At 68.3% G+C, this 25,348-nt stretch carries 21 protein-coding genes; 11 read left to right on the forward strand and 10 right to left on the reverse strand.

The annotated features are described in order from the left end of the window. Entirely contained in the window at positions 1-642 is a 642-nt protein-coding gene (gene maiA / locus RT655_RS17045) for a maleylacetoacetate isomerase (RefSeq protein ID WP_313538996.1), read from the forward strand. Continuing rightward, complete coding sequence (locus RT655_RS17050) at positions 635-2,701, forward strand: TonB-dependent receptor (protein ID WP_313538999.1); 2,067 nt, start codon at positions 635-637, stop codon at positions 2,699-2,701. Before maiA ends, RT655_RS17050 begins: the two co-directional genes overlap by 8 nt. Here RT655_RS17050 and RT655_RS17055 read toward each other — a convergent pair. Further along, entirely contained in the window at positions 2,686-3,741 is a 1,056-nt protein-coding gene (locus RT655_RS17055) for a glycosyltransferase (protein WP_313539002.1), read from the reverse strand. The genes RT655_RS17050 and RT655_RS17055 overlap by 16 nt on opposite strands. 240 nt (positions 3,742-3,981) lie before the next feature. Between RT655_RS17055 and RT655_RS17060 the strand changes: the two genes are divergently transcribed. From RT655_RS17060 to RT655_RS17070, 3 genes are read left to right on the forward strand one after another with little or no spacing between them, the layout of a single operon-like run. Further along, positions 3,982-4,896, forward strand: coding sequence for a hypothetical protein (locus RT655_RS17060; RefSeq protein ID WP_409530290.1), 915 nt, complete (start codon positions 3,982-3,984; stop codon positions 4,894-4,896). Further along, positions 4,893-5,411 carry a DUF2141 domain-containing protein gene (locus RT655_RS17065; RefSeq protein WP_313539007.1) on the forward strand — a complete coding sequence of 173 codons (519 nt, stop codon included), beginning with the start codon at positions 4,893-4,895 and terminating at the stop codon, positions 5,409-5,411. The genes RT655_RS17060 and RT655_RS17065 overlap by 4 nt, the downstream gene beginning before the upstream one ends. Positions 5,412-5,419: 8 nt before the next feature. Further along, on the forward strand, positions 5,420-6,619 hold the full coding sequence (locus RT655_RS17070) for a glycosyltransferase (RefSeq protein WP_313539010.1): 1,200 nt from the start codon (positions 5,420-5,422) through the stop codon (positions 6,617-6,619). On the opposite strand, the gene RT655_RS17075 is transcribed toward RT655_RS17070, so the two are convergent. Next, the gene (locus RT655_RS17075) at positions 6,556-8,103 is read right to left on the reverse strand and encodes a hypothetical protein (protein WP_313539013.1); all 1,548 of its coding nucleotides are present in this window, start codon (positions 8,101-8,103) and stop codon (positions 6,556-6,558) included. The genes RT655_RS17070 and RT655_RS17075 overlap by 64 nt on opposite strands. Before the next feature lie 260 nt (positions 8,104-8,363). On the opposite strand from RT655_RS17075, the gene RT655_RS17080 reads away from it, so the two are divergent. Continuing rightward, positions 8,364-9,989, forward strand: coding sequence for an alkaline phosphatase D family protein (locus RT655_RS17080; protein ID WP_313539016.1), 1,626 nt, complete (start codon positions 8,364-8,366; stop codon positions 9,987-9,989). Between the two features lie 151 nt (positions 9,990-10,140). On the opposite strand, the gene RT655_RS17085 is transcribed toward RT655_RS17080, so the two are convergent. Continuing rightward, complete coding sequence (locus tag RT655_RS17085) at positions 10,141-11,649, reverse strand: AarF/ABC1/UbiB kinase family protein (protein ID WP_313539018.1); 1,509 nt, start codon at positions 11,647-11,649, stop codon at positions 10,141-10,143. Continuing rightward, positions 11,649-14,237, reverse strand: coding sequence for an aminopeptidase N (pepN, locus tag RT655_RS17090; RefSeq protein WP_313539020.1), 2,589 nt, complete (start codon positions 14,235-14,237; stop codon positions 11,649-11,651). Before pepN ends, RT655_RS17085 begins: the two co-directional genes overlap by 1 nt. A gap of 189 nt (positions 14,238-14,426) precedes the next feature. Between pepN and RT655_RS17095 the strand changes: the two genes are divergently transcribed. From RT655_RS17095 to RT655_RS17105, 3 genes are read left to right on the forward strand one after another with little or no spacing between them, the layout of a single operon-like run. After that, positions 14,427-16,079 (forward strand): M28 family metallopeptidase, encoded by a 1,653-nt coding sequence (locus RT655_RS17095; RefSeq protein ID WP_313539022.1) that lies wholly within the window; start codon positions 14,427-14,429, stop codon positions 16,077-16,079. A gap of 6 nt (positions 16,080-16,085) precedes the next feature. Continuing rightward, on the forward strand, positions 16,086-17,690 hold the full coding sequence (locus RT655_RS17100) for a M28 family peptidase (RefSeq protein ID WP_313539024.1): 1,605 nt from the start codon (positions 16,086-16,088) through the stop codon (positions 17,688-17,690). A 50-nt stretch (positions 17,691-17,740) separates the two neighbouring features. Beyond that, a complete protein-coding gene (locus RT655_RS17105) occupies positions 17,741-18,514 on the forward strand; it encodes an NAD(P)-dependent oxidoreductase (RefSeq protein WP_409530291.1) in 774 nt (257 codons plus the stop codon). On the opposite strand, the gene RT655_RS17110 is transcribed toward RT655_RS17105, so the two are convergent. The 5 genes from RT655_RS17110 to RT655_RS17130 form a co-directional block, all read right to left on the reverse strand. Then, complete coding sequence (locus tag RT655_RS17110; RefSeq protein WP_313539029.1) at positions 18,424-19,344, reverse strand: EamA family transporter; 921 nt, start codon at positions 19,342-19,344, stop codon at positions 18,424-18,426. The two genes, RT655_RS17105 and RT655_RS17110, sit on opposite strands and share 91 nt — an antisense overlap. Next, positions 19,341-20,342, reverse strand: a complete 1,002-nt coding sequence (locus RT655_RS17115; RefSeq protein ID WP_313539032.1) for a threonine aldolase family protein — start codon at positions 20,340-20,342, stop codon at positions 19,341-19,343. The genes RT655_RS17110 and RT655_RS17115 overlap by 4 nt, the downstream gene beginning before the upstream one ends. Before the next feature lie 43 nt (positions 20,343-20,385). After that, a complete protein-coding gene (gene egtD / locus RT655_RS17120) occupies positions 20,386-21,363 on the reverse strand; it encodes an L-histidine N(alpha)-methyltransferase (protein WP_313539035.1) in 978 nt (325 codons plus the stop codon). After that, positions 21,363-22,625 (reverse strand): ergothioneine biosynthesis protein EgtB, encoded by a 1,263-nt coding sequence (egtB, locus tag RT655_RS17125; protein ID WP_313539146.1) that lies wholly within the window; start codon positions 22,623-22,625, stop codon positions 21,363-21,365. The genes egtD and egtB overlap by 1 nt, the downstream gene beginning before the upstream one ends. 73 nt (positions 22,626-22,698) lie before the next feature. Further along, complete coding sequence (locus RT655_RS17130) at positions 22,699-23,265, reverse strand: cob(I)yrinic acid a,c-diamide adenosyltransferase (protein ID WP_313539038.1); 567 nt, start codon at positions 23,263-23,265, stop codon at positions 22,699-22,701. A gap of 114 nt (positions 23,266-23,379) precedes the next feature. Between RT655_RS17130 and RT655_RS17135 the strand changes: the two genes are divergently transcribed. Both RT655_RS17135 and RT655_RS17140 read left to right on the forward strand, forming a co-directional pair. Continuing rightward, on the forward strand, positions 23,380-23,820 hold the full coding sequence (locus RT655_RS17135; RefSeq protein WP_313539041.1) for a DUF2231 domain-containing protein: 441 nt from the start codon (positions 23,380-23,382) through the stop codon (positions 23,818-23,820). Next, on the forward strand, positions 23,820-25,112 hold the full coding sequence (locus RT655_RS17140) for a sorbosone dehydrogenase family protein (RefSeq protein WP_313539044.1): 1,293 nt from the start codon (positions 23,820-23,822) through the stop codon (positions 25,110-25,112). Before RT655_RS17135 ends, RT655_RS17140 begins: the two co-directional genes overlap by 1 nt. A 5-nt stretch (positions 25,113-25,117) precedes the next feature. Here RT655_RS17140 and RT655_RS17145 read toward each other — a convergent pair whose 3' ends face one another. Further along, a complete protein-coding gene (locus RT655_RS17145) occupies positions 25,118-25,345 on the reverse strand; it encodes an HIG1 domain-containing protein (RefSeq protein WP_125976609.1) in 228 nt (75 codons plus the stop codon). Positions 25,346-25,348: the final 3 nt, after the last annotated feature.

Here is a 25,348-nt window from a genome sequence, read left to right on the forward strand (position 1 = left end):
ATGCTCGTGCTGCACGACTATTTCCGCTCCTCGGCGGGGTATCGGGTGCGGATCGCGCTCAATCTCAAAGGCGTGGAGTATAAGCGGCACGAGATTTCGCTGCTGGAAAACGCCCAGCGCAGCCCCGAGCATCTCGCGCGCAACCCGCAAGGGCTGGTACCTGCACTGGAGGCCGACGACCGGGTATTTACCCAGAGCCTGGCGATCCTCGACTGGCTCGACGCGCGCCATCCCGAGCCGCGGCTGATCCCCGCGGAGCCCGATGCGCGGGCCGATGCGCTGGCGCGGGCGATGGTGATCGGGATGGACGTCCACCCGATCAACAATCTGCGGGTGATGCGCCATCTGGAGCATGGCGTAGGTGCCGACGCCGCGACCCGCTCGGCCTGGACCGCGCACTGGATGACCGAGGGTTTCTCGGCGCTGGAGGCGATGGTGCGCAACTCCGGCGGCAATGGCCCGTTCCTCGGGGGTGCCGCACCCGACATCTCGGACTGTTTCCTGGTCCCGCAACTGTTCAATGCCCGGCGCTTCGCCGTGCCGCTGGACGCCTATCCGCGGCTGCTGCGTGCGGAAGCGGCTGCCGTTTCCCATCCGGCGTTCGTCGCCGCCCATCCGGATACCGTCGCGCCACATGCTTGAGAAACTGGGATGCGCGGTTGCCGCGCTGTGCGTGGCGGCGCCTGCCGCTGCGCAGGATCGTTCGCAGGACGAGATCGTCGTCACCGGTCGCGGGCTCGACGTGCCGCCGGGCGACGCCGCCTATGACGTGGTGACGATCGACCGCGCCCGGCTCGCCGACACCGCCAGCAACCGGATCGAGGATGTGCTGGCCGATGTCGCGGGGCTCGCCCAGTTCCGCCGTTCGACCTCCACCTCGGCACATCCGACCAGCCAGGGCATCACCCTGCGCGGCCTGGGCGGCAACGCCTCGAGCCGTGCGCTGTTGCTGCTCGATGGCGTGCCGCAGACCGATCCGTTCGGCGGCTGGGTGCCGTTCCCGGCGTACATGCCCGGCCGGCTTGCCGGCATCCGCGTGACGCGCGGCGGTGGCAGCGGCTTTGCCGGGCCCGGCGCGCTGGCGGGCACGGTGGAGCTGGAGAGCGGCAGTCCGGCCGAACTGGGCTTGCTGAACCTTGGCGCTTTCTACGGCAGCCGGAACAGCGTCGACGCGAACGCCGTCGCCGCGGTGCCGGTCCGCAACGGCTTCTTCACCGTCGCCGGGCAATATGGCCGCAGCGACGGCTTCGTGCCGATCGTGAACCCCGGTCGCGTCGATCGAGCCGCGCCCTATGAGCAGGCCAGCGTCGCGGTGCGCGGCGTCACCGATGTCGGCGGCGGCACCGAGCTCCAGACCAACCTCTCAGGCTTCACCGACCAGCGCGATCGCGGCACCGCCTTCACCGACGTGCTGAGCAAGGGCGCCGATGCCAGCGTGCGCCTCGTCAAGCGCGGCAATGGGCAGAAGGGAGAATGGGGCTGGTCCGCGCTCGCCTATCTGCAGGTGCGGCAGTTCGAGAGCGGCTTCGCCAGCATCTCCGCCGCGCGCGACACGGTGAGCCCGGTCGTGCAGCAGGAAGTGCCCGCGACCGGTATTGGCGGCCGCATCGAAGTCGCCCCGCCGGTGGGTGGGGGCGTCACGCTGCGGCTCGGCGGCGACCTGCGCCGCGTCTCGGGCCAGACCCGCGAACTCTACACGTTCGTCGGCACCAATCCGACGCGGCGGCGGATCGCGGGCGGCGCGAGCCTCACCACCGGCGGCTTCGCCAATGCCAGCTACAATGGCGGCGGCTTGACGCTCGATGCCGGCGGGCGGCTCGACCATTGGACGATCTATGACGGCAGCCTGTTCGAAGCGCCGCTCGCCGCCGGGCCGGTGCTGACCGACTCGCACTTTACCAACCGTCATGGCTGGGAGCCGACCGGGCGGCTGGGTGCTGCCTATGCGATGGGCCCGGTGACGCTGCGCGCGGCGGGCTATCGCGGCTGGCGCCTGCCGACGCTCAACGAGCTCTACCGCCCGTTCCGTGCGGGTGCCGACGCCACCGCTGCGAATGCGGGGCTCGATCCCGAGCGGCTGTGGGGCGGGGAAGCGGGCGTCGATCTGCGGCCGCTGCCCGACCTCGTTTTCCGCGCGACCGGCTATTGGAACCGCCTCGACGGCGCGATCGCCAATGTGACGCTGGCGCGGGGGGCGGGGACCTTCCCCGGCGTCGGCTTCGTCTCGGCGGCGGGAGCCTATCGCCAGCGGCAGAATCTCGACGCAGTCGAGGCCAAGGGCATCGAGCTGGACGGGCAATGGACACTCGGCGCCTGGAGCCTCGCCGGGTCTTGGGCCTATGCCGACAGCCGCGTCCAAGCCTCGGGCGCAGCGGCGTCGCTCGATGGACTCCGGCCGGCGCAGACGCCGCGCTTCCAGGGATCGGCGACGCTCGCCTGGCGCGCCGCGCTGGCCAATGCCTCGGTGACCGCCCGCTATGCCGGCGCGCGGTTCGAGGACGACCAGAACAGCGCCCGGCTCGACTCGGCGTGGACCGTGGACGCCACGCTCGGCGTGCCGGTCACCCGCGCGTTGCGGATCGAAGGGCGTGCCGAAAATCTGTTCGACGCGGAAGTGCAAGCGGGGATCAGTGGCGGCAACGTCATCGAACGCGCCACCCCGCGAACCCTTTGGATCGGCCTGCGCTACGCCACGCGTTGACGGGCGAGCCGGCTGAACAGCGCGAGATACGCACCCACCGAGTCGCTTTCGTCCGCGCGCGGGGCGGGGCGGGGGTGGTTGGGCTTCAACCAGTCATTCAGCGCCGCGACGAGCGCGTCGCCATCCTCGCGCGCGATCACCGTCCCGAGAGCGGGCGAGTCGATCAGTTCGCGTACGGCAACGCTCGACTCGGTGGCGACCACCGGCGTGCCCTGCGACAGCGCTTCTCGCACGACGCCCGGAACGCCCTCATAATCCGAGGTCAGGGCGGCCACGGTAGCAGCTTTCAGCGCGGGCAGCGGATCGCCGACATGACCCGGCATCAACACCCGGTCGCCAAGGCCGAGCCGCGCAACCTGAGCTTCCAGCGCGGTTCGGGCGCTGCCTTCGCCCAGCAGGACGAGCCGGATCGAACGGTCTGCGAGCCGCGGGAGCGCGTCGATCAGCCGATCCCAGCGCTTCTGCAGGGCCAGCCGGCCGACGCCGACGATGTAGCGGCCCTTTGGCAGTGCGATGGGTGCGGCAGCGGGGATGCGTTCGGCGGGTGGATTGGCGATGATGCTGACGCGGTCCGCCGGCATTGCCATTTCCGCAGCGGTCTCCCTAGCCATCGCCGGTGTCATGGCGACGACCCGATCGAGAAAGCGCGGATGCAGGCGCAGCCACCGGCGATATCCCCAGGCGACCAGGCGCGACATTTCCGGCCGCACCAGCGCGTTCGACACCTTGGCGATGATCGGCGGGCAGCGCCGGCCAAGGCGCAGGCGGACCAACGCGGCGGCGGCCGTATAATAGTTGCCCGGGCAGAACAGCACATCCGGATCGACCTGCCGCACGAACCGCGGTAGCCCCAGCAACGAGGAATATCGTGGGCTCCCGAGCGTGATCAGCTCGATGCCGGCGGGCAGTTCGGCAGCCAGCGGGCCCTCGCAAGCACCCAGCGCAAGCGTCACCCGGTGGCCGCGCGCGAGCCATCCTGCCGCCATGCGAAGCATCGCGCGCTCGACGCCGCCGCCTTCGAGCGATTCGGCGAAGGTCATGATGTGGAGGGACGTTGGCGGAGGTGCGCGGTACAGCAACTACTTGCGAATTGCCTTTCTAGCGCCCAAATCGCTGCCGGAATAAACCGCAATGTGGTGGGAAAGACCCATCATCGCGCTGCGTGCCGGAGGACCGGGTGAACGCCAGAACGCGGGATATTTGAGATTGTTGCGGTCTTTGCGGTGGCGCTTTTGAATCGATTGAACAGGCAGGCGGGGGAGGCTTCGGTGAACACGCGCATGGCCGAGGCGGAGCTACCGGCTGCACCCGATCTTGCGGGGCTCGAACCCGTGGAGAAAATCAAGCGTCGCTGGCCGATGTGGCTCGGCGCGGGCCTGACGCTGCTGATGGTGGTGGGTCTTGGGCGAGAGCTGTTCGGCGGCGGTCTGGCCGGATTGGCGCGGGCGTTGCCTACCAATCCGCTCTTCTACCTCGTCTTCGTGTTCTATTACCTGACCTCGCCGACCTTCGACTTCATCATCTTCCGCAAGCTTTGGCGGATCCCCTTTGACGGGATGATCGCACTCAACAAGAAGCGGATCGCCAACGAAGTGCTGCTCGGCTATTCGGGCGAGGCCTATTTCTACGCCTGGGCGCGCCAGCGCACGCAGATGATCGCAGCGCCGTTCGGCGCGGTGAAGGACGTGACGATCCTCTCAGCGATCGCCGGCAATGCGATGACGCTCACGGTGGTGGCGATGGCGCTGCCCTTCGGCATCGACCTGCTGAAGCCCGCCGAGTTCAACACGCTGATGGGCTCGATCGCGGTGATCTTCGCGATGTCGCTGCCCTTCCTGATCTTCTCCAAGCGGGTCTTCTCGTTGCCGCGCGGCGAGCTGTGGTGGGTGTTCGGCGTGCATTGCATCCGCATCATCACCAGTTCGGTGTTGATCGCCTTCGCTTGGCATTTTGCGATGCCGCAGGTCTCGATCGGCATCTGGCTGCTGCTCTCCGCGGGGCGCCTGCTCGCCTGGCGCCTGCCGCTGGTGCCGAACAAGGAACTGCTGTTCGCCAGCTTCGCGATCATGGTGATCGGCCAGGGCGAGGCGCTGTCCGAACTGATGGCGCTCATCGCCGGCCTATCGCTGGTCGCACACATGGTCCTGATCGCAGGTTTCGGCCTGCACGCTTTGCTTACGAGGAAATCCGCATGAAGCGCACCGACCTTCTGGCCGCCACGCTGCTTGCCGTCGCCGCCGCGCAGCCGGTGTCGGCGCAGACGCTGGGCGAGGATGCCGGCGCCTGTACCGGCGGACGCGGACCCGCCATCCAGGCCGAGATCACCGGCCTCAAGGATCGCAGCGGCCGGCTAAAGCTGGAGATCTATCCTGCAACCGAGGAGGATTTCCTCAAGGACGACCGCGACCTGATCAAGGAAGGCAAGGCCTTCCGCCGCATCTGGGCAAACACGCCGCCCTCGGGCCCGGTGATCCTGTGCATCCGCGTGCCGGCCCCGGGCGAATATGCGGTGCTGTTCACCCATGATCGCGACGGCAAGAACAAGTTCAACTTCTGGTCGGACGGTGCCGGCTTCCCCTCGAACCAGCGCCTGGGCCGCAGCCGTCCCAAATTGCGTCAGGCGATGGTTCGCGTCGGGAACGGCGTGACCACCGTGAACATTCGGGCGCAATATCTTCGCGGCCTGGGAGGGTTCAGCCCGCTCGATTGAGGAACGGCATGCGCATCGTCGACGTCAACGAATTCTACTCCCCCACCGGTGGCGGGGTGCGCACCTACCTCGATCGCAAGATGGGCCTCATGGCTGATCTGGGGCACGAGCTGATCGTCGTCGCGCCAGGGGCCGAGGATGCGGTGGAGGAACGCCCCGGTGGCGGCGCGATCCACTGGATCAAGGCGCCGCCGCTGCTGCTCGATCGCAACTATCGCATCTTCGTCAAGGACGAGCCGGTCTGGGCTGCACTGGATCGTCTGCAGCCGGACATCGTCGAGAACAGCTCACCCTGGCTGCCTGCCTGGACGGTGGGGCGCTGGCAGGGTGACGCGCTCAAGGTCTATTTCGCGCATGGGGACCTGGTCGGCACCTATCCGCAACGCTGGCTGGACAATATCGCGACGCCGCTCCAAGTCGAGCAGGCGTTCGGCTGGTACACCAGATATATGGCGCGATTCCTGGCGCACTATGACGCGTTCGTCACCAATGGCCCCGCGCTCGCCAAACGATTCGAGCGGCGCGGGCTCAAGGTGGATGCGTCGGTACCGCTGGGGATCGACCGGGGGTGGTTCTCCCCCGATCTGCGCGACGAGAAGCTGCGCGCGTCGTTGCTCGCCCAATTGGGCTTGCCGCCGGAAGGGCATCTGCTGCTCGGACTGGGTCGCCAGCACAAGGAAAAGCGCTGGCCGCTGGTGATCGAGGCGGTGGAGGCGGCGGCGAACAACTTGCCGGTGGGACTGATGCTGCTCGGCGACGGGCCCCAGCGCTCACAGCTGGAGGCGCTGATCGCCGACAGCCCGCACATCCGCATCTTCCGCCCGGTCTATGATCGGCTGCGGCTGTCGCGGATCATCGCCAGCTGCGACGCGCTGATCCACGGATCGGATGCAGAGCCGTTCGGACTGGTGGTCTGGGAGGCGCTCGCATCCGGACTGCCGCTGATCGGTCCGGACGAGGGCGGGTTCGCCGAGATCGCCGAGCCGCCCTTCGCCGAAACCTATGCCGCACGCGACACGCTATCGGCGGCCGACGCCATCCGCAGCTTGTTCGCGCGCGATCAGACCATCCTGCGGCATGCCGCGCGGGTGGGGGCCGCGAAGGTCCGCAGCGACGCCGATCATGCCGCCGCGCTGATGGACTATTATGCCGGCTTGCTGGCCGCCCGGCGTGGCGGTTCGGCTGCGGAAGTTTCGGGCGCGGCATAGACGGTGGTGGGCACGGTGCCGATCAGATAGGTGCCGCGCGTCGAATAGCCGAGCCGGTGCAGGTGGTGCGCCACCCGCGCCCGCACCGTGGGTCGCTCGCCGCGGAAGGGCGTGCGCATCACCACCACCGCAGGGTGCCGTGCGAAAATTCGATCGACCTCCGCGATTTGATCCACTCCTAGCGCACCGTCTTCGCGCTCGCGCGACAAATGGCTGGGGAAAAGCCACGCGCTCAGCGCGCAGCGACCGGTGGCGCCGTACAGCATCGAGTCGCCCGACTGGACATAGAGGCAGCCTTGGCCCCGGCCGATCACATCGGCGATCGTCGCGAGCTGGGTAGCGTTGCCGCGCTTGGTCTGGGCAACGAGCACGCAGATCGTGCCGGCGATCAGCGCCACCGCGAGCAGGGCCGGCGCGACGATGCCGCGCCCGTTACGGTCCTGGGCGAAGAAGGCGGCGCAGCACAGGCTGCCCGGCACCATCGCTGGCAGCGCATAATGCGGAAACCAGGAGCCGAACACGAGCAGCCCGACCATCGCCGCGATCAGCCAGCCGAGCAGCAGTCGCGCGCTGGCGGAAGGGCCGCCGGCGCGCTGCATCCGCGCCCAGCCGAGCCCGCTCAGTACCAGCAGCGGCGCGAGCGGCACCATCACTTCGAAGAAGGCGCCGACCAGATCGATGAAGGGATCGCTGCGGCGGTCGAGGATCGAGCCGAAATTCGCATAGGTCCACGCATCGAGATGGCCGAGCCAGGCATAGATGGCTGCGGCGAGCAGGGTGGGTAGCATCGCCATCGCCGCGTAGCCCAGCCCGCGCCGTGCGAGATGGGCCATGCTCGCCCCCAGAACGGCTTCGCGGCGGAGCAGCCACAGGCCGAAGAACAGGCCTTCGAACAGCACGGTGTACTTCACCTGGAGCGCCATCCCGATCAGCAGCATCGCCAGCAGGTTGCGGCCGACACGCGCCGGATCGCCGTCGCGATCGCCAAGGCGCGGCAGCAGCAACGCGACCGCGCCGATGGTGAGCAGATTGTAGAAGATCGGTGCCTGCCCGCCTTGGCCGTCCGCCGTGTTGAGCATCAGGATGTACAGCAGCGCCGCCGGCATCGCACCCGCGCTCCAGCCGACGCGATCGGCAATCCGTGCGATGAGGCCGGCGGTGAGGACGACGCAGGCGAGCGCCATCAACTGATAGGCGAGAATGCCCCAGGGCATGCCCAACGCCGCCGCGGGCACATACAGCAGGAACAGCCCGACCGGCTTGCGATCCCAGATGTCGACGAAGGGAAGGGCACCGCGCAGCATCCGTTCGGCGGTGACCCAGTAGAATTGCTCGTCCACCGCCACCAACGGGTTGCCGAAGGTGACGGCGCGAACGACCACCGCCGTGGCGAGAAGCACCAGCCAGCGGGGCACTGCTGCGGCGACCGCAGCCAGCCCGACCCTTGGTTCGGCAGTGCCGAACCTTTCGATCTGCGTTGCCATCAGCGGGCGGTGCCGCTCGCTGCTGCCGCACCGCTGCGGCGAGGCGACCGGGCGGTGCCCGGCGCGGTTGGGAATGCTTTCACGTGCGCCTTCGTCTCCGTGCCGCCGGCGGCTTTGCCGCTCGGCAGGGTGCGTTCCCCCAGTTCGTAACGCCCCGAAAACTCGATTCGCCAAATGCCTAGCCCAGCTTTGCGCCGCTGTCACGAACACGACACCTACCCGCGGCAGGGAGCGCCCGACCGACAAAGGGACGCGACCAAATGACTCTTCGACTCGACCGCCGATCGCTGCTGCTCACCGGAACCTTCGGCATCGGCGCGCTCGCGCTGCCCGGTGTGGCGCTGGCCCAGGCGACCGCCCGCGGCTTCACCCATTCGGTAGCGAGCGGCGAGCCGGGTCCGGACACGATGCTGCTGTGGACGCGCTACGTCCCCGCCGACGGCGGCGCGGTGAAGCTGCGCGCGCAGATCGCCACCAGCGCCGACTTCACCCGAATCGTCGCCGAGGGCGAGCAGATCACCGGCCCGTGGCGCGACCATACCGCCAAGGTGACCGTTTCCAGCCTCGCGCCCGACACGCGCTATTTCTACCGCTTCGTGGCACCTGACGGCAGCTTCTCGCCCGTCGGTCGCACCAAGACGCTGCCGCTGGGCGATGCGCGCCGCTTCGGCATCGCGATCTTCTCCTGCTCGAACCTGCCGTTCGGCTGGTTCAACGCCTATGGCCATGCCGCCGCCCGCGACGATATCGACCTGTGGGTGCACCTTGGCGACTATCTCTACGAATATGCCAAGGGCGGCTATGCACCGACCGGCGGCGCGATCGGTGGTCGCTGGCCCGAGCCGGCAGGCGAGATGATCCACCTTGCCGACTATCGCCTGCGCTACGCCAGCTACCGCGCCGATCCCGACCTGCAGGCGCTGCACGCGGCCAAGCCGATGCTCGTGCAGTGGGACGACCATGAAAGCGCGAACGACAGCTGGGAAGGCGGCGCCGAGAATCACCAGCCCGATACGGAAGGCGACTGGAGCGCCCGCAAGGCGGCGGCGATGCAGGTGTTCCGCGAGTGGATGCCGGTCTCCGAAACGCCCTGGGGCACCTACGAGATCGGAACGCTGGCGACCTTCTTCCGCACCGAGAGCCGCCTGCTCGCGCGCAGCCAGCAGCCCGATGTCGCGCCGCTGTTCAAGGAAGCCGATCCGGTCAAGGCGCTCACCGCGTTCCGCGACGGCGCCTGGCACGATCCGGCGGTGACGATGCTCGGCAGCGAGCAGGAAGTGTGGCTCGACCATGCGATGCGCCGCTCGGTGAAGGCGGGGCAGCGCTGGCAGGTGGTCGGCTTCGGCACGATCATGGGCAATCTGGTGACGCCCGCCGCGGCGATGGACTGGCTGGCGCCGGACGCCGATCCCCGTGCCAAGGCCTATGTTCAGGCGGGCGTGCTGGCGGGCAAGCTGGGCCTGCCGCTCGGCTATGACAGCTGGGGCGGCTACCCGGCGGCACGCGCGCGGTTCCTCAAGTCGTCGCAGAGCATGGGCGCCAACCTGCTGGTCGTATGCGGCGACAGCCACAATGCCTGGGCGTTCGACCTCGCGCAGGACGGCAAGGCGGCGGGCGTCGAGTTCGCCGGGCAGGCGGTGACGTCGCCGGGCTTCGAAAGCGCGCTCAAGACCGATCCGAAGGTGGTCGCGGCGGGCCTGGTGAAGGCCAACCCCGAGCTGAAATGGTGCGACACCAGCCGCCGCGGCTACATGGCGCTGACGCTCACGCCAGACCAGGCGCGCAACGACTGGGTGTTCGTGGACACGGTTGCCGAGCGCAGCCTCAAGGCGAGCGTGGGGCATAGCGCGACGGTGCAGCGCGGCGAGAACGTGATGGGGGCGTAAGAATAGTGAAAGCGTATTCTCCCCCGCCAGGGGGGGTGGGCCGCGCAGCGGCTCGGAGGGGGAGGAAGCACGACGGCTCGAAAGGTTCTGGCATCCTCCCCCTCCGTCGCCTTCGGCGCCACCTCCCCCTGGCGGGGGAGGAAACGCTAATTCAGCCCAGCCAGAGCGCCAAAGCGATCAGCCCGGCGCCAGCCACCAGCGCAGTCGCGATCCACCCACCGGCCTTGGCGATGGACTGCGCCACGCCGCTTTCCGCAATCGGTGCCTCCAGCCGCGCCGCCGCGGCGCGCAGCAACCGCGGCGTATCCTCGCCCAGCTCCACCAGCGCGAGCGCGAGCGCCGCCGAACTTGCCGCCATTCGTGCGGGCCCGAAGCGGTTCGCCAGCAGCGCGATCTGCGCCCGCCCGATCGCGCCCGACAGGTCAAAGCCCGGCGCGATACGATCGAGCACGCCGTCCATCGTCACCATCGCCTTGAACACGAGCAGCAGGTCGGGCGGCAGCACCAGGCCTTCCTCGCGCAGTAGCCGCAGAAAATCGGGCATCATCGCGGACAGGACCAGCTTGCCGCCGCCATGGCGCTGGACGATCGCCTCAGCCGCGCAGTCGATCGTGCGGCGGGGGACGTCGTGGCCCTCGCTCCACAGCGCCAGCGTGTCGGCAAGCGCGCGGGCGTTGCCGGTGGTCAGCGCGAGTACGAAGGCGATGAACTCGTCGCGGCGCTTGGGGCCGACATGGCCGATCGAGCCGAGGTCGAGCAGCGCCAGCCTGTCGCCGGGCAGGCAGAGCAGATTGCCGGGATGCGGATCGGCATGGAAGCGACCGTTCACCAGCACCATCGCGATCACGGTATCGGCGCCCAGTTCGGCGATGGCCTCGGGATCGATGCCGGCGGCGCGCAGCGCTTCGCCCGAGACCGGCTTCACGCCGGCGATGAAGTCCATCACCAGCAGCGTCTCGGAGGTCCATTGCCAATGGATCTCGGGCACCACGACGTTCGGCGTGTCCGCCATGTCGGCGCGCAGCAGATCGGCGTTGCGGCTCTCGTTGGTGAAGTCGAGTTCTTCCAGCAGCGCCTGGCGGAGCTGGCGGGCGAGCGCCACCGGCTCGAACCGCCGCGCCTCGGCGCTGCTCTTCGCGACCAAAGCGGCAAGCTCGCCGATCAGCCGAAGGTCCGCTTCCATCGCCGCGCGGATGCCGGGGCGGCGGACCTTCAGCACCACCTCGCGGCCGTCCGCCAGCCGCGCGCGGTGCACCTGCGCCATCGAGGCGGCGGCGAGCGGCTGAGAATCGAACCAAGCGAAGGCCTCCTCGGGCGGCATGCCGAGCGCAGCTTCCACCTCGGCCCGGATCGCCTCGAAGGGCAGGGTAGGCGCCGCGCTCTGGAGCAGCTCCAGCTCGGCGATCCAGTCGGGCGGCAGCAGGTCGCCGCGCGTCGCGAGGATCTGGCCGATCTTCACATAGGTGGGGCCCAGCGCCTCCAGCGCCAGCCGGGTACGGCGGGGCAGCGGCAGTGCGCCCGTCTCGGGATCGGCGGCATCCGCCTCGCCCGTGAAGCCGAGCTTCTCCAGCAACACGCCCAGCCCGAAGCGCGCCGCCACGGCCGCGACGGTCCGCACCCGGGCGGAGTCACGTACCGTGGCGGTGAGCAGCCGGAGCATCAGTCGAGCGACTTCGTGGCCTGCTCGAACATGTCCTTGCTCAGCCCGGGGCTGGCGACGATCCGCTCCAGCTCGCCCCGCATCAGTGCGGCGCGGGTGGGATCGAAGCGCTTCCAGCGGCCGAGCGGCGGCACCAGCTTGGCGGCGGTCTGCGGGTTGAGCTTGTCGAGCGCGATCAACTGGTCCGCGACGAAGCGGTAGCCGCGACCCGAAGGATCGTGGAATGCCCGCTGGTTGATGCTGAACGCCCCGACCAGCGCCCGCGCCCGGTTGGGGTTGGCGAGCGTGAAGTCCGGATGCCGGGCCAACATCTCGACCGCGGCGAGGGTGTCCTCGCGCGAGGAAAGCGCCTGGGTCTGGAACCATTTGTCCAGCACCAGCGCGTTGCCGGCATAGCGCTGGTAGAAGGCCTCGATCGCCTTCTCCCGCAGCGGCGACGTGCCGTTGACCAGGGTGGCGAGGCCGCCCTGGCGATCGGTCATGTTGTCGGCCGCGTCGAACTGGGCATAGGCAAGCTCCGCCGCATCGGCCGCGCCGCTCGCGGCGATATAGCCGAGTGCCACATTCTTCAGGCGGCGCGCGCCCTTTGCAGCCGGCGAATATTCGAAGCGGTTCGCTCGCGCGCCCTCATAGGCGGCGCGCCATTCGGCCTCGAGCAGGTTGCCGAGATCGGCACGCAGCGCTTCCCGCGCGCGGAAGATCGCGTCGGGATCCACCACCGCCATCTGGTCGCCGATGAAGCTGTCCGAGGGGAGCAGCACCGCCTCGGCGATGAAGGCGCGGTCGAGCGACGGATCGGTCAGCGTGTTGCGCACCGCATCGACCAGCGCGCCATGCTCGCCCTTGCCGGTGGTCACCGCGGCGACCAGCGTATCGAGCATCAGCTGCTGCATCGCCTCGTAGCGCGCGAACGGATCGTCGTCATGCGCCGAGAGGAAGGCGAGGTCCGCCGCGCTGCGATTGGCGTCGACGATCACCGGCGCCGAGAAGCCGCGGTTGATCGACAGCACCGCGCGCTCGGGCAGATTGTCGAAGCGCAGTTCCTGCTCGGGCTTGTCGAGCAGCACCAGTTGCTCGTCGATCAGCGGGGCGCCGCTCTTCTCGCCGAACAGGCGGATCTTGAGGGGCAGGACCATCGGCTCCTTGACCGGCTGGCCCGGCGTGGGCGGCACGGTCTGCGCGAGCGCGAGGCGCGTGGTGGCGCCGTCCTGCACCAGATTGGCCGAGACGCGCGGGGTGCCCGCCTGGCTGTACCAGCGGCGGAACTGACCGAGATCGACCCCGCCGGCCTCCTCCATGCTCGCCACGAAATCCTCGCAGGTGGCGGCGGTGCCGTCGAAGCGATCGAAATAGAGATCGGTGGCGGCGCGGAACTTGCTCGGGCCCAGGATGGTGGCCATCATCCGGATCAGCTCGGCACCCTTGTTGTAGATGGTCGCCGTGTAGAAGTTGGAGATCTCGATATATTCGTCCGGGCGAACCGGGTGCGCCAGCGGACCGGCATCCTCGGGGAACTGGCTGGCGCGCAAGGACCGCACGTCCTCGATCCGCTTGACCGCTGCCGATCCCTGATCGGCCGAGAAGCCCTGATCGCGAAAGACGGTGAAGCCTTCCTTGAGGCTGAGCTGGAACCAGTCGCGGCAGGTGATGCGGTTGCCCGACCAGTTGTGAAAATATTCGTGCGCGACCACCGCGGCGATCGCGTCATAATCCCAGTCGGTGGCGGTGTCGGGGTCGGCGAGGATGTAGCGGCTGTTGAAGACGTTCAGCCCCTTGTTCTCCATCGCGCCGAAGTTGAAGTCGTCCACCGCGACGATGTTGAACACGTCGAGATCATATTCGCGGCCATAGACGTCCTCGTCCCACTTCATGCTGAGCTTCAGCGCGTGGAGGGCGTGGTCGGTCTTGGGCAGGTCGGGCGCGCGGACATAAATGCCCAGCTGGACTTCGCGGCCGGACATGGTGGTAAAGCTGCCGGTGTTGGCGACCAAGTCGCCCGCGACCAGCGCGAACAGATAGCTCGGCTTGGGGAAGGGATCGTGCCACTCCGCCCAATGGCGGCCGCCCTCGACATCGCCCTGCGCGATCGGATCGCCATTGGCGAGCAGCACCGGGAAGCGCGCCTTGTCGGCTTCCATGCGCACCTTGTACCTGGAGAGCACGTCGGGCCGATCGGGGAAGAAGGTGATGCGACGGAAGCCCTCGGCCTCGCACTGGGTGCAGAGCATGTTCGACGAAGCGTAGAGGCCCTGGAGCTGGGTGTTGCGCTCGGGCGCGATCACCACTTCGGTTTCGATCCTATGGGCGTCGCCGGTCAGCGGGATCACCAGATCCTGCCCGTCCATCCGCCAGTTCTGCGCGGCAGCGCCGTCGACCTTCACCGCGGCGGCTTCGAGCCCGTCACCGTTCAGCACCAGCGCGCGATCATGCGCCCCGTTGCGGGTGACGTGAAGCGTGGCGCGCACCCGCGTCGCGGCGGGGTCTAGATCGAAATCGAGCGCGATCTCGGGTACCAGCCAATCGGGTTGACGATAGTCCTCACGGCGAATGGCCTGGGGAGCTGCGGCGGCGATGCGGGCGTCACTCATACCCATTCGATATAGGACAAGCCGTCGCGGCTGCTACTCTATTCTCTCGATTAGCGTCACCGGACGCGTCATCCACGCATCGCCGCGACCTTGGGGAATCGAAACGCGCTGCGGATATGCGGGTGGCAATTGACCGCCCTATCATCCCTGCTACGCTTGAAATATTATTGCGACCAACAGGGAAACCCAATGTTTCGACCGATTGTGCCCCTCGCCATTTGCCTCGTTGCGGCGTCGCCTGCGCTCGCCCAGACCGCGGCCGAGCGAAACGCTGTCATCACCGCGCCGCTGCCGGCCGATCAGGCGGCGCTCAAGAGCCATGTGATGTTTCTCGCATCGGATGCGCTGAAGGGGCGCGAGGCGGGGTCGCCGGAGTTCGAGATCGCGGCCAATTATGTCGCGTCGCAATTCTACGCCGCGGGTCTCAAGCCGGCGGGCGATGACGGCGGCTATCTGCAGAAAGTGCCGCTGGTCAGCTACAAGCTGGACGGCGGCGGCGCGATGTCGATCAGCCGTGGCAAAGCGGCGCCGGTCATGCTCGACGCGGGCAAGGACTTCGTTGCCGGCGCGAACCCGGAAAAGCCCGAATACAGCGTCACCGCGCCGGTGGTGTTCGTCGGCTATGGCATTGTCGGGCTGGGGCGCGACGACTACAAGGGCGTCGACGCGAAGGGCAAGATCGTCGCCTTTTTCGGCGGCGCGCCGTCGAGCTTCCCGAGTGAGGAAGGCGCGCACTTCCAGAACCCCGCCGCGAAGGCGGAGATCGCGAAGAAGCACGGCGCGATCGGCTATATCACGCTCGAGTCGCCGCTCACCGCCAAGTCGCGGCCGTTCGCGATGTACGCGGCCTATGCCAACCGCCCGCGCGTCACCTGGGGCAATGCCGACGGCACCGGCCATATCGCGGCACCCGGCACGCCGGGGCTGGGGATGCTCAGCATGGCTGGCGCCGAGAAGCTGTTTGCTGGCGCCAAGACCCCCTGGACCGCGATCGCCAAGGCCGCCGCGGTGGACGGCGCGACCTTCCAGGCAATGCAACTGCCGGGCACGCTGACCATCGCGACCAAGACCACGCTGACGCCGATGCCGAGCTTCAACGTCGCCGGCCTGATCGAGGGCAGCGACCCCAAGCTGGCCGGCGACGTCGTCGTGCTTTCCGCGCATCTCGATCACATCGGCGTGGGCAAGCCCGACGCGAAGGGCGACACGATCAACAACGGCGCGCTCGACGACGCCATCGGCACCGCCTCGCTGATCGAGGAGGCCAAGCGCTTCAAGGCAGCGGGCACCAAGCCGCGCCGCTCGATCCTGTTCCTGGCGGTGACCGCCGAGGAGAAGGGGCTGGTCGGCTCTGACTATTTCGCCAACAACCCGACGATCAAGAACACCATCGTCGCCGACGTGAACCTCGACATGCCGATCATCACCTATCCGTTCGATGATATCGTGGTCTACGGCGCCAACCATTCGACGCTCGGCCCGATCGTCGCCAAGGCGGCGGCCGAGATCGGCGTGAAGATGTCGGACGACCCGCTGCCCGGCGAGAATATCTTCGTGCGCTCGGACCATTATAACTTCGTGCGCAAGGGCGTGCCCTCGGTGTTCCTGTGGCCGGGTGCCGGTGGCCCGGGCCGCGCCGCGATCGACCACTTCATGAAGAACCATTATCACCAGCCCTCGGACCAGATCGACCAGCAGCCGGCGATCAACTGGCAGTCGGGCGTGCGCTTCGTCGACGTGAACTTCCGCATCGCCAACGCGATCGCCAATGGCGACGCGAAGCCGGTGTGGAACAAGGGCGACTTCTTCGGCCTCACCTATGACGGTCCGGGCGCGAAGTAAGCCCTGGTGAAGCGTTCGCTGCTTGCCCTGCTCCTGCTCGCCAGCCCCGCGCTGGCGCAGCAGGCGGCGCCGCTCACGCCGGAGCAGGCGGCGATCAATGCGCATGTCCAGTTCCTCGCCTCGGACGCGCTGCGCGGGCGCGAGGCGGGGACGCGCGACTTCGACGTGGCGGCCGAATATGTGGCGGCGCGGATGCTGGCGATCGGACTCAAGCCGGGCGCGAACGGCGGCTGGTTCCAGCCGGTCAAGCTCACCACCTATCGCCCCGCCGAGAAGGCGAGCTGGGTGCTGAAGCGCGGGGGCAAGGACGTGCCGTTCGCCTTTGGCAAGGATTTCGTCAACGAGCCGGTGCCCTCCGCCCCGGACTTCAAGGCGGAAGGCGAGCTGGTCTTTGCCGGCTACGGCATCGTCTATCCGCAGGGGAAGCGCGACGACTACAAGGGGCTGGACGTGCGCGGCAAGATCGTCGCGATCCTCGACGGCACCCCCAAGGGCCTGCCCAACGAGGTCAACGCCCATTTCGGCGACGACGGGCAGAAGGCGCGGCTGGCGGCGGCGCTCGGTGCCAAGGCCGTGCTGATCGTCGAGACGATCACGCGCGCCAAGGACTTCAGCGTCGAGAAGTTCGCGCCTTATTATGCCTATCCGCGCACCGGCTGGGCGGGCCCGGACGGCGTCGCCAATGCGGTGTCGCCCCAGGCGCCGGTCGTCGGCCAGGTGAGCCAGGCCGGCGCGACCAAGCTGTTCGAAGGTGCGAAGCTGCGCTGGTCCGACGTGCTCGCCGCACAGACGAAGGGGAGCCGCATGCCGACGGGTGCGCTCGCCGGCACGCTAGCGGTGGCGAGCAATACTCGGTTGTCGACCCGCGACAGCCACAATGTGGTGGGCATGATCGAGGGCAGCGATCCCGCGCTCAAGGCGCAGACGGTGGTGCTGTCGGCGCATCTCGACCATGTCGGCGTCGGCGAGCCGGTGAAGGGCGACACGATCTACAACGGCGCGATGGACAATGCGATTGGCGTGTCGATGCTGCTGGAGATCGCCAAGGCCATCGAGGAAAGCGGCAAGCGCCCGCGTCGCTCGCTGCTGTTCGTGGCGCTCACCGCCGAGGAGAAGGGGCTGATCGGCTCCGACTATTTCGCGCATTTTCCGACGGTGCCCAAAGGTTCGATCGTCGCGGACGTCAATTTCGACATGCCGATCCTCACCTATCCGCTGGTCGATCTCATTGTGCTGGGCGGCGAGCGCTCGAGCATCGGCCCGGTGGTGGCTGCCGCGGCCAAGGCGGAAGGGCTGGGCGTGGTGCCTGATCCCGCGCCCGAGGAAATGTTCTTCGTCCGTTCGGATCATTACAGCTTCGTGCAGGCGGGCATTCCGGCGGTGTCGATCGATACCGGTCCCGGCGGCACCGGCGCAGTAGCGGCGCGCAAGTTCCTCGACGAGAATTACCACAAGCCGTCGGACCAGATCGACCTCCCGTTCGATTGGAATTCGGCGGTGAAATACAAGCATGTCGGCCTCGCCACGGTGCAGGCGCTCGCGGACGGCGACGCGCGGCCGAGCTGGAACCCGGGCGACTTTTTCGGGACGCTGTTCGGGGGCGCGCCGTGAGCGTCGTTCGCCTGCTCGTCTTCGGGCCCGGCTATACCGCCTCGCGGCTGATGGCTGCCGTGGAGGCCGGGGGCGGTATCGTCGCCACGGTCAACCGCGCGACCTTTGCCGATCAGGCGCGCACCCGTGCGGAAATCGCGATGGCGACGCATATCCTCTCCAGCATCCCGCCGGGCGAGGCCGATCCGGTGCTCGCCGCCTATGGCGCCGATCTCGCGGCGAGCGGAAAGTGGCTCGGCTATCTGTCCTCGACGGGCGTCTACGGTGATACTGGCGGCGGCTGGGTGGACGAAAGCGCGCCGCTGCGGGGGCGGCGCGGCGGCCGGGTCAAGGCGGATTTCGGCTGGGGGGCGCTGCCCCATGCGCATGTCTTCCGGCTGCCGGGCATCTACGGCCCCGAGCGCTCGGCGCTGGAGCGGATGGCGGCCGGGGCGACGCGCGTCTATTTTCCGGGCCAGGTATTCAGCCGCGTGCATGTCGACGATCTCGTCGCCGGCGTGATCGCGGCCTTCAAGGGATCGCCCGGTGCGTACAATCTCGCCGACGACCTGCCGGCGCCGCAGGCCGAGGTGCTCGCCTATGCCGCCGAACTGCTCGGCATCGATCCCGGCCCGGCGGTGACGCCCGACGAAGTCGAGCTCAGCGCCGCCTCGCGCGCCTTCTATGCCGAGAACCGGCGGGTGGCGAACGGCAAGGCGAAGCGGCTGCTCGGCTGGCGGCCGCGCTACGCCGATTACCGGTTGGGCCTGCGCGCCCTCAAGGCCAGCACCAGCCCGACCAGCACCAGCACGCCGCCGCCTACCGCGAGCAGCGACCAGCGATAGCCCTCGAACAGCGTCGACAGCAGCATCGCGATCACCGGGATCAGCACGCTGGTATAGGCCGCCTTGGCCGGGCCGATGGTGCGGATCAACTGGAAATAGATGGTGAAGGTGATCGAGGAGCCGATCACGCCGAGATAGACGATGCCGAGCAGATAGGCCGGCCGCGTCTCGATCACCGGCGGCCCGACCGTGGCGAGCGCGAAGCCCGCATCGAGCGCCGATCCGATCAGCATCGCCCAGCCAAGCGTGGTCGCCATCGGATAGGCCTTGGCGGTGTCGGTCGCCTGCATCACGTTGGCGACCGAGGCGGAGAGCACGCCCGCCAGCGCGATGCCGATGCCGAGCAGTGCCTCGTGTGGGCCAACGGGGTTGAGCCGCGCCTCGTGGAGAAACAGCAGCGCCACGCCCGCCATCGCGACGATCGAGCCGATCAGCAGCTGCCGCCCCATCTTCTGGCCGAGGAAGATGCGCGCGAGGATCGCATTCGGCACCAGCAGCAGCGCATAGACCACCGCCACCACGCCCGAAGTGACGTGTGATTCCGCGCGGTAGACGAAGTTGAAGTTGAGCACGAACTGGGCGAGCCCCAGGCACGCGGCGAAGAGGAAGCCGCGCGCGTCGAGCAGCAGCCGGTCGCGCCGGAACGTCGCCCAGAGGAGCGTCGTCACCCCGGCGACGAGGAAGCGATAGCTCACCGACCAGCTGGGCGGCACCACCGCGAGCTGGTCCTTGATGACCAGCCAGGTCGAGCCCCAGATCAGCGTCACCAGCAGGAAGGGGATCAGCACGGTGATCCGCGCCGAGCGCGGCGGGGCCGGTGCCCCGATCACAGCGCCGCGATCGCCTGGGCCAGCGGCCTGATCGCGTCCTCCGCCTGGTCCCAGCTGGTGACGAGGCGGATTTCGCCCTCGGCCCAGTCGTAGAAGTCGAAGCCGAGCGCGCGCAGGGCTTCGGCTTCCGCCGGGTTCGCCTTCAGGAACACCTCGTTGGCCTGCACCGAATGGACCAGCCGGTCGCCCGCGGCATCGGCCAGCAGGCGTGCCCCGGCATTGGCGGCGCGGGCATTGGCGAGCCAGACATCGTTCTCCAGCATCGCCAGCAGCTGCGCGGCGAGATAGCGGCCCTTGGAGAAGAGCAGCCCGGCGCGCTTGCGGCGGTACAGCGTCACGTCGGCCAGTTCGGGACGGAAGAACACCAGCGCCTCGGCGCTCATGCCGCCATTCTTGACGAAGCCGAAGCTGAGCGCGTCCACCCCGGCGCGCCAGGTGACGTCGCCTGGATGGCAATCGAGATGCGCCACGGCATTGGCGAAGCGCGCCCCGTCCATGTGCAGGCCCAGCTTGCGGGCCTTGGCCAGCTCGCCGATCGCCGCGACTTCGTCGGGCGTATAGACCAGGCCATATTCGGTGGCGTTGGTGATCGAGATCGCGTGCGGCTGCACCTGATGGACGTCGTTGCGGATCGGATCGATCACGGCGTGGATCGCCTCGGGCGTCAGCTTGGCGCCGGGGCCGGTGGCGGTGAGCAGCTTGGCGCCGTGCGTGTAGAATTCGGGCGCGCCGCCCTCGTCGCAATTGATGTGCGCGTCGCGGTGGCAGACGATGCCGCCATGCGGCGGGCACAGCGCGGTCAGCGCCAGGCAGTTTGCCGCGGTGCCGGTGGGCACCCACAGCGCGCGCACCTGTGTTCCGAACAGGTCGGAGAAAGCGCCGTCGAGCCGCTTCGACCAAGCATCGCCGTCATAGGCAGTGTCGAGCGTATTGGCGTCGACCAGCGCCTGGAGCACGGGCGGGCAGACGGCGGCGGCATTGTCCGAAAAGAAGCGCATGGCCAGACCCTTGCGGCCTGGCACACGCGCGGTCAACGGTCTGTTACGGCGCCCGGCGCAGCGGCTGGGCTTCGCACAGGATCAGCGCGAACCAGTCCTTCTCGTCGGTCCATTGCTCGATCGGCGTCCAGCCGCCCGAACGGAGCAGCTGGCGGGCGCCGTTGGGGCCGTATTTGTGGCTGTTCTCGGTGTGGATCGTCTCGCCCGCCTGCATGCTGAAGGGGCGGCCGTCGACGGTGAAGTCCACGTCGCGCTGCGCCTCCAAATGCATTTCGATCCGCGCGAAGTCCGCGTTCCAGATTGCACGGTGGCGGAAGGCGTCGACCGGGATGGTGCCGTCCAGCTCGCGGTTGATCCGCTCCAGCAGGTTGAGGTTGAACGCCGCGGTCACGCCGGCTGCATCGTCATAGGCGGGGACGAGGATCTCGGGCGACTTGACCCGGTCCATGCCGATCAGCAGCCGCGCGCCTTCGCCCAGCCATTCGCGCATCGCGCGCAGCAGGTCGACCGCGTGCCAGGCGTTCATGTTGCCGATCGTCGAGCCGGGGAAGAAGCCGAGCTTCGGCATCTTCGCCACCTGTTCGGGCAGCGGCACCGGGCGTAGGAAGTCGGCCTCGACCGGGTAGACCGGCAGGCCCGGGAATGCCTGGGAAAGCTGCGATGCGGAGTGGCGCAGGAATTCGCCGGAAATGTCGATCGGCACATAGGCGGCCGGCTCGATCGCGCGGAGCAGCCGCGGCGTCTTCACCGACGAGCCGGAGCCGAATTCCACCACCGCCGCATTGGGGGCGGCAAGGTCGCCGAGATCGCCGGCGATCGATTCGAGCAGCGCCGTCTCGGTGCGGGTCGGGTAATATTCGGGGAGCTCGGTAATCTCCTCGAACAGCTCCGAGCCGCGACGGTCGTAGAACCAACGCGCCGGGATCGCGCGCGGGCTGGCGGCGAGGCCGGTCAGCACGTCGGCGCGGAAATGGGGGTCGGCAAGGCTCGCCTGGCCGTCTTCGAGTTCCTGCTTGAGCATCAGAGGTCCTTCGCCAGACGCACGCCGGTGAACTGCCAGCGCTGGTGGGGATAAAAGAAATTGCGGTAGCTGGCGCGGACATGGCCGCGCGGGGTGGCGCAGCTGCCGCCGCGCAGCACGAACTGCCCGCTCATGAACTTGCCGTTATATTCGCCGACCGCGCCCTCCACGGTGCGGAAGCCGGGATAGGGGCGATAGGCGCTGCCGGTCCATTCCCACACGTCGCCGAACCATGCGGGGCCGCCGGTGGATGGGCGGGGCTCGGCCGGGCCGGCGGCATCGAGCTGGTTGCCGCCCAGCGGATCGGCGCCCGCTGCGGCCGCTTCCCATTCAAACTCGGTCGGCAGCCGGGCGCCCGCCCAGCTGGCATAGGCATCGGCCTCGAAGAAGCTGACATGGGTGACCGGCGCGGCGGGGTCGATCGGGCGGCGGCCGTCGAGTCCGAAACGGGTCCAGACGCCGTCGATCTCCGCCCAGTAGAGCGGCGCGGCAATGCGGTTGGCCTGCACCCAGGCCCAGCCGTCCGACAGCCAGTGGCGCGGGTCGGCATAGCCGCCATCGGCGATGAACGCCGCCCATTCGCCGTTGGTGACCGTGCGATCGGCCAGCGCGTGCGGGTGAAGAAGGGTGGGGTGGCGCGGGGTCTCGCAGTCGAAGGCGAAGCCCTTCAGGTCCTCGGGCATGTCGATGCCCGCGCTGGCCTGGCCTGTCGCGCCTTCGATCCAGCCGATCGGTCCGGGCATCGCCACCGGCACCTTGGCCGCACCGGGCCACATCGCCGGCTCGAGCGGATTGACCGAAAAGTGATGGAGAATGTCCGTGAGCAATAGCTCCTGGTGCTGCTGCTCGTGCTGGCAGCCCAGCGCGATCAGCGTCAGCGCCTCGGCCGGCAGCGTCGGCATCGCGGCGACGATCGCCGCATCCACCGCCGCGCGATAGGCTTGGACCTCGTCCAGGGTCGGGCGCGAGAGCATGCCGCGCCGGGGGCGGGCGTGGCGCTGCCCTTCGGCCTCATAATAGCTGTTGAACAGGAACGGCCAGCGCTCGTCGAACAGGCGATAGCCAGGCACATGGTCGCGCAGCACGAAGGTCTCGAAGAACCAGGTCGTGTGCGCGAGATGCCATTTGGCTGGGGACGCGTCGTCCATCGACTGGAGCGTCGCATCGGCATCGGACAGCGGTGCCACCAGCGCGGTGCTGAGCGCGCGGACGTTCGCGAACTGCGCCGCCAAGGCGTCCGGGGTGGCGGCAGTGGCGGGCATCGTTCGCATTCTGTTCTCCTACCGCAGACCGGTTGCGTGGGCAACCCATACGGAGGGATGCGCGCAGCAACGGCTATTGGTTACGAGGTCCCCCAGGGACCCACAAAACGTCCGCCGCTCCCTTTTGGTTCATGGTGCGGGCGGCGACGAACAAAAAATCTGAAAGTCTATTGAGATAGATGAGCGCGTTGCTGCTCAGCGTGCCCTGATCGTTCGCCGCCACCGCGGCGCGTTCGGCGCGGCGGGTGATCGCGCGGGCGAGGTGGATCGCCGCCGCCGCCGGGCTGCCGCCGGGCAGCACGAAGCTGTTGAGCGGTTGGAGATCGTCGTTGAGCGTGTCGATCGCGGCCTCCAGCCATGCGATCTGTCCGGGCGTGATCCGCAGCGCGCCCTCCCGCTCGCCCGGCGTGGCGAGATCGGCGCCGAGATCGAACAGGTCGTTCTGGATGCGGGCGAGCGTGGCATCGAGCGGATCGCCGGCCGCGAGCGCGGTGCGCGCGACGCCGATCGCGCTGTTCGCCTCGTCGACATCGCCGATCGTTTCCATCCGCGCCGAGGCCTTGGAGACGCGCGAGCCGTCCGCCAGCCCAGTAGTGCCGGCGTCGCCGGTGCGGGTGTAGATCTTGTTGAGCTTGACCATGGGCCGGGAAGGTAAGGCGTATGCGGGGCCTGGGCTAGGGGCTTGAGGGGAAGCGACGGAACCCCTTGAAAGCGCGACCGTTCGAAGGACCTGCCTCGTCTGGGGAGACGTCCCGTGCCCGATCCCGTACCGCTTCGCACCCGATCCTATGGCCTGCCCTTGCACCCGATCGTGCTCGGCCTGCCCTTTGTATGCTTCTTTGTGGGCATGATCACCGACATCGCCTATTTCCGGACCTATGACATCGCCTGGAAGAATTTCTCCGACTGGCTGATCGCCGGGGGCATGGTGCTGGGCGCGCTCGGCGCGATCGTCGGCATCGTCGACCTGCTGCGGCCGGCAGTGCGGGCGAATCGGCTGCTCACCCCCTATGCGATCGCCTATGCCGTCGCCATGGTATTGGCGCTGCTCAACAATTTCATTCACAGCCGCGACGCGTACGGGGCGATGCCGGCCGGGCTGATCCTGTCGGTGCTGACCGTGCTGATCCTTACCGGCGCTTCGGCGCTGGGTGCGATCCTGCTGCGCCAAAGCCTGTTCGGAGGGGTTCGCTGATGCGTGCACTGCTTCTCGCCGCGAGCGCCACGCTCGCGCTCGCCGGCTGCGCCAGCAAGGGCGGCGATACCAGCCAGCAGATCGGCGGCGATCCCAAGCTGCCGGACGTCCAGCAATATCTCGTGCCGCCGATGCACGTGGTGCCGCCCGCCCCCTGGGGATCGGGCAAGCCCAAGGTGCCGGCGGGCATGAAGGTGCAGGCCTTCGCCACCGGGCTCGCCAAGCCGCGCTCGGTCTACACGCTGCCCAATGGCGACGTGCTGGTGGTCGAGACCGACGGCCCCTCGGAGCCGATCCATCGCCCCAAGGACGTGGTGATGAACCTGATCCAGGCGCACGCCCATGGCGGCGGCAAGGCTGGCATGGATATCATCCTGCTCCGCGACGCGAACGGCGACGGCGTACCCGAACTCAAGACCAAGTTCATCACCGGGCTCAACTCGCCTTTCGGCGTGGCGCTGGTCGGCGGCGACCTGTACGTCGCCAATACCGACGCGATTCTGCGCTTCCCCTATCAGACCGGTCAGACCAGCATCACCGCGGCGGGCACCAAGCTGGTCGACCTGCCCGGCGGCCCGATCGACCATCACTGGACCAAGAGCCTCGTCGCCAGCCCCGACGGCACCAAGCTCTATGTCGGGGTGGGGTCGAACAGCAACATCACCGAGAACGGCATGGACGCCGAGCGTGGCCGCGCCGCCATCTGGGAAGTCGATCGGGCGAGCGGCGCCTACCGGCTCTACGGCACCGGCCTGCGCAACCCCAACGGCCTGCAGTTCGAGCCGCTGACCAACGTGCTGTGGACCGTGGTCAACGAACGCGACGAGCTGGGGCCGGACCTGGTGCCGGACTATCTCACCTCGGTGCGCGATGGCGGCTTCTATGGCTGGCCGTACAGCTATTGGGGCCAGCATGTCGATCCGCGCGTCAAGCCGCAGCGGCCGGACCTCGTCGCCAAGGCGATCAAGCCCGATTACGGCCTGAGCAGCCATGTCGCCCCGCTGGGCATGGTGTTCGCCGCCAACGCCGCCGCGCTCCCGCCGCAGTGGCGCTCCGGCGCGTTCATCGGCGAGCATGGCAGCTGGGATCGCGGCCATCTTAACGGCTACAAGGTGATCTACGTGCCGTTCGCCGAGGGACGTCCCTCGGGCAAGGCGGTCGACGTGGTGACCGGCTTTGTCGAGGGCGAGAAGGCGCATGGCCGCCCGGTCGGGCTGGGGCTCGACAAGACCGGCGCGCTGCTGATCGCGGATGATCTCGGCAACACCGTGTGGCGGGTCAGCGGCGGCTGACCTGCTCAGCTCTTGGCGGAGGCGATCAGCAGGATCAGCGCGGCGACGCCGATCGCCACCGCCTGGAACAGGATGCGCTTCTGCATCAGCTTGTTCGATCGCAACGCGCGCTCGCTGGGGCCGTCGCCTTCCAGGTCCTGCGTGGTGGTGCCGGCCATGGTGACCAGCCCCTTGATGAGGAAGAACAGCGTCGCCAGGACCGCTGCGAGGAACAGGATCGCGAGAAACAACATCGC

The sequence above is a fragment of the Sphingomonas sp. genome, from assembly GCF_032114135.1.
Taxonomy (GTDB): domain Bacteria; phylum Pseudomonadota; class Alphaproteobacteria; order Sphingomonadales; family Sphingomonadaceae; genus Sphingomonas.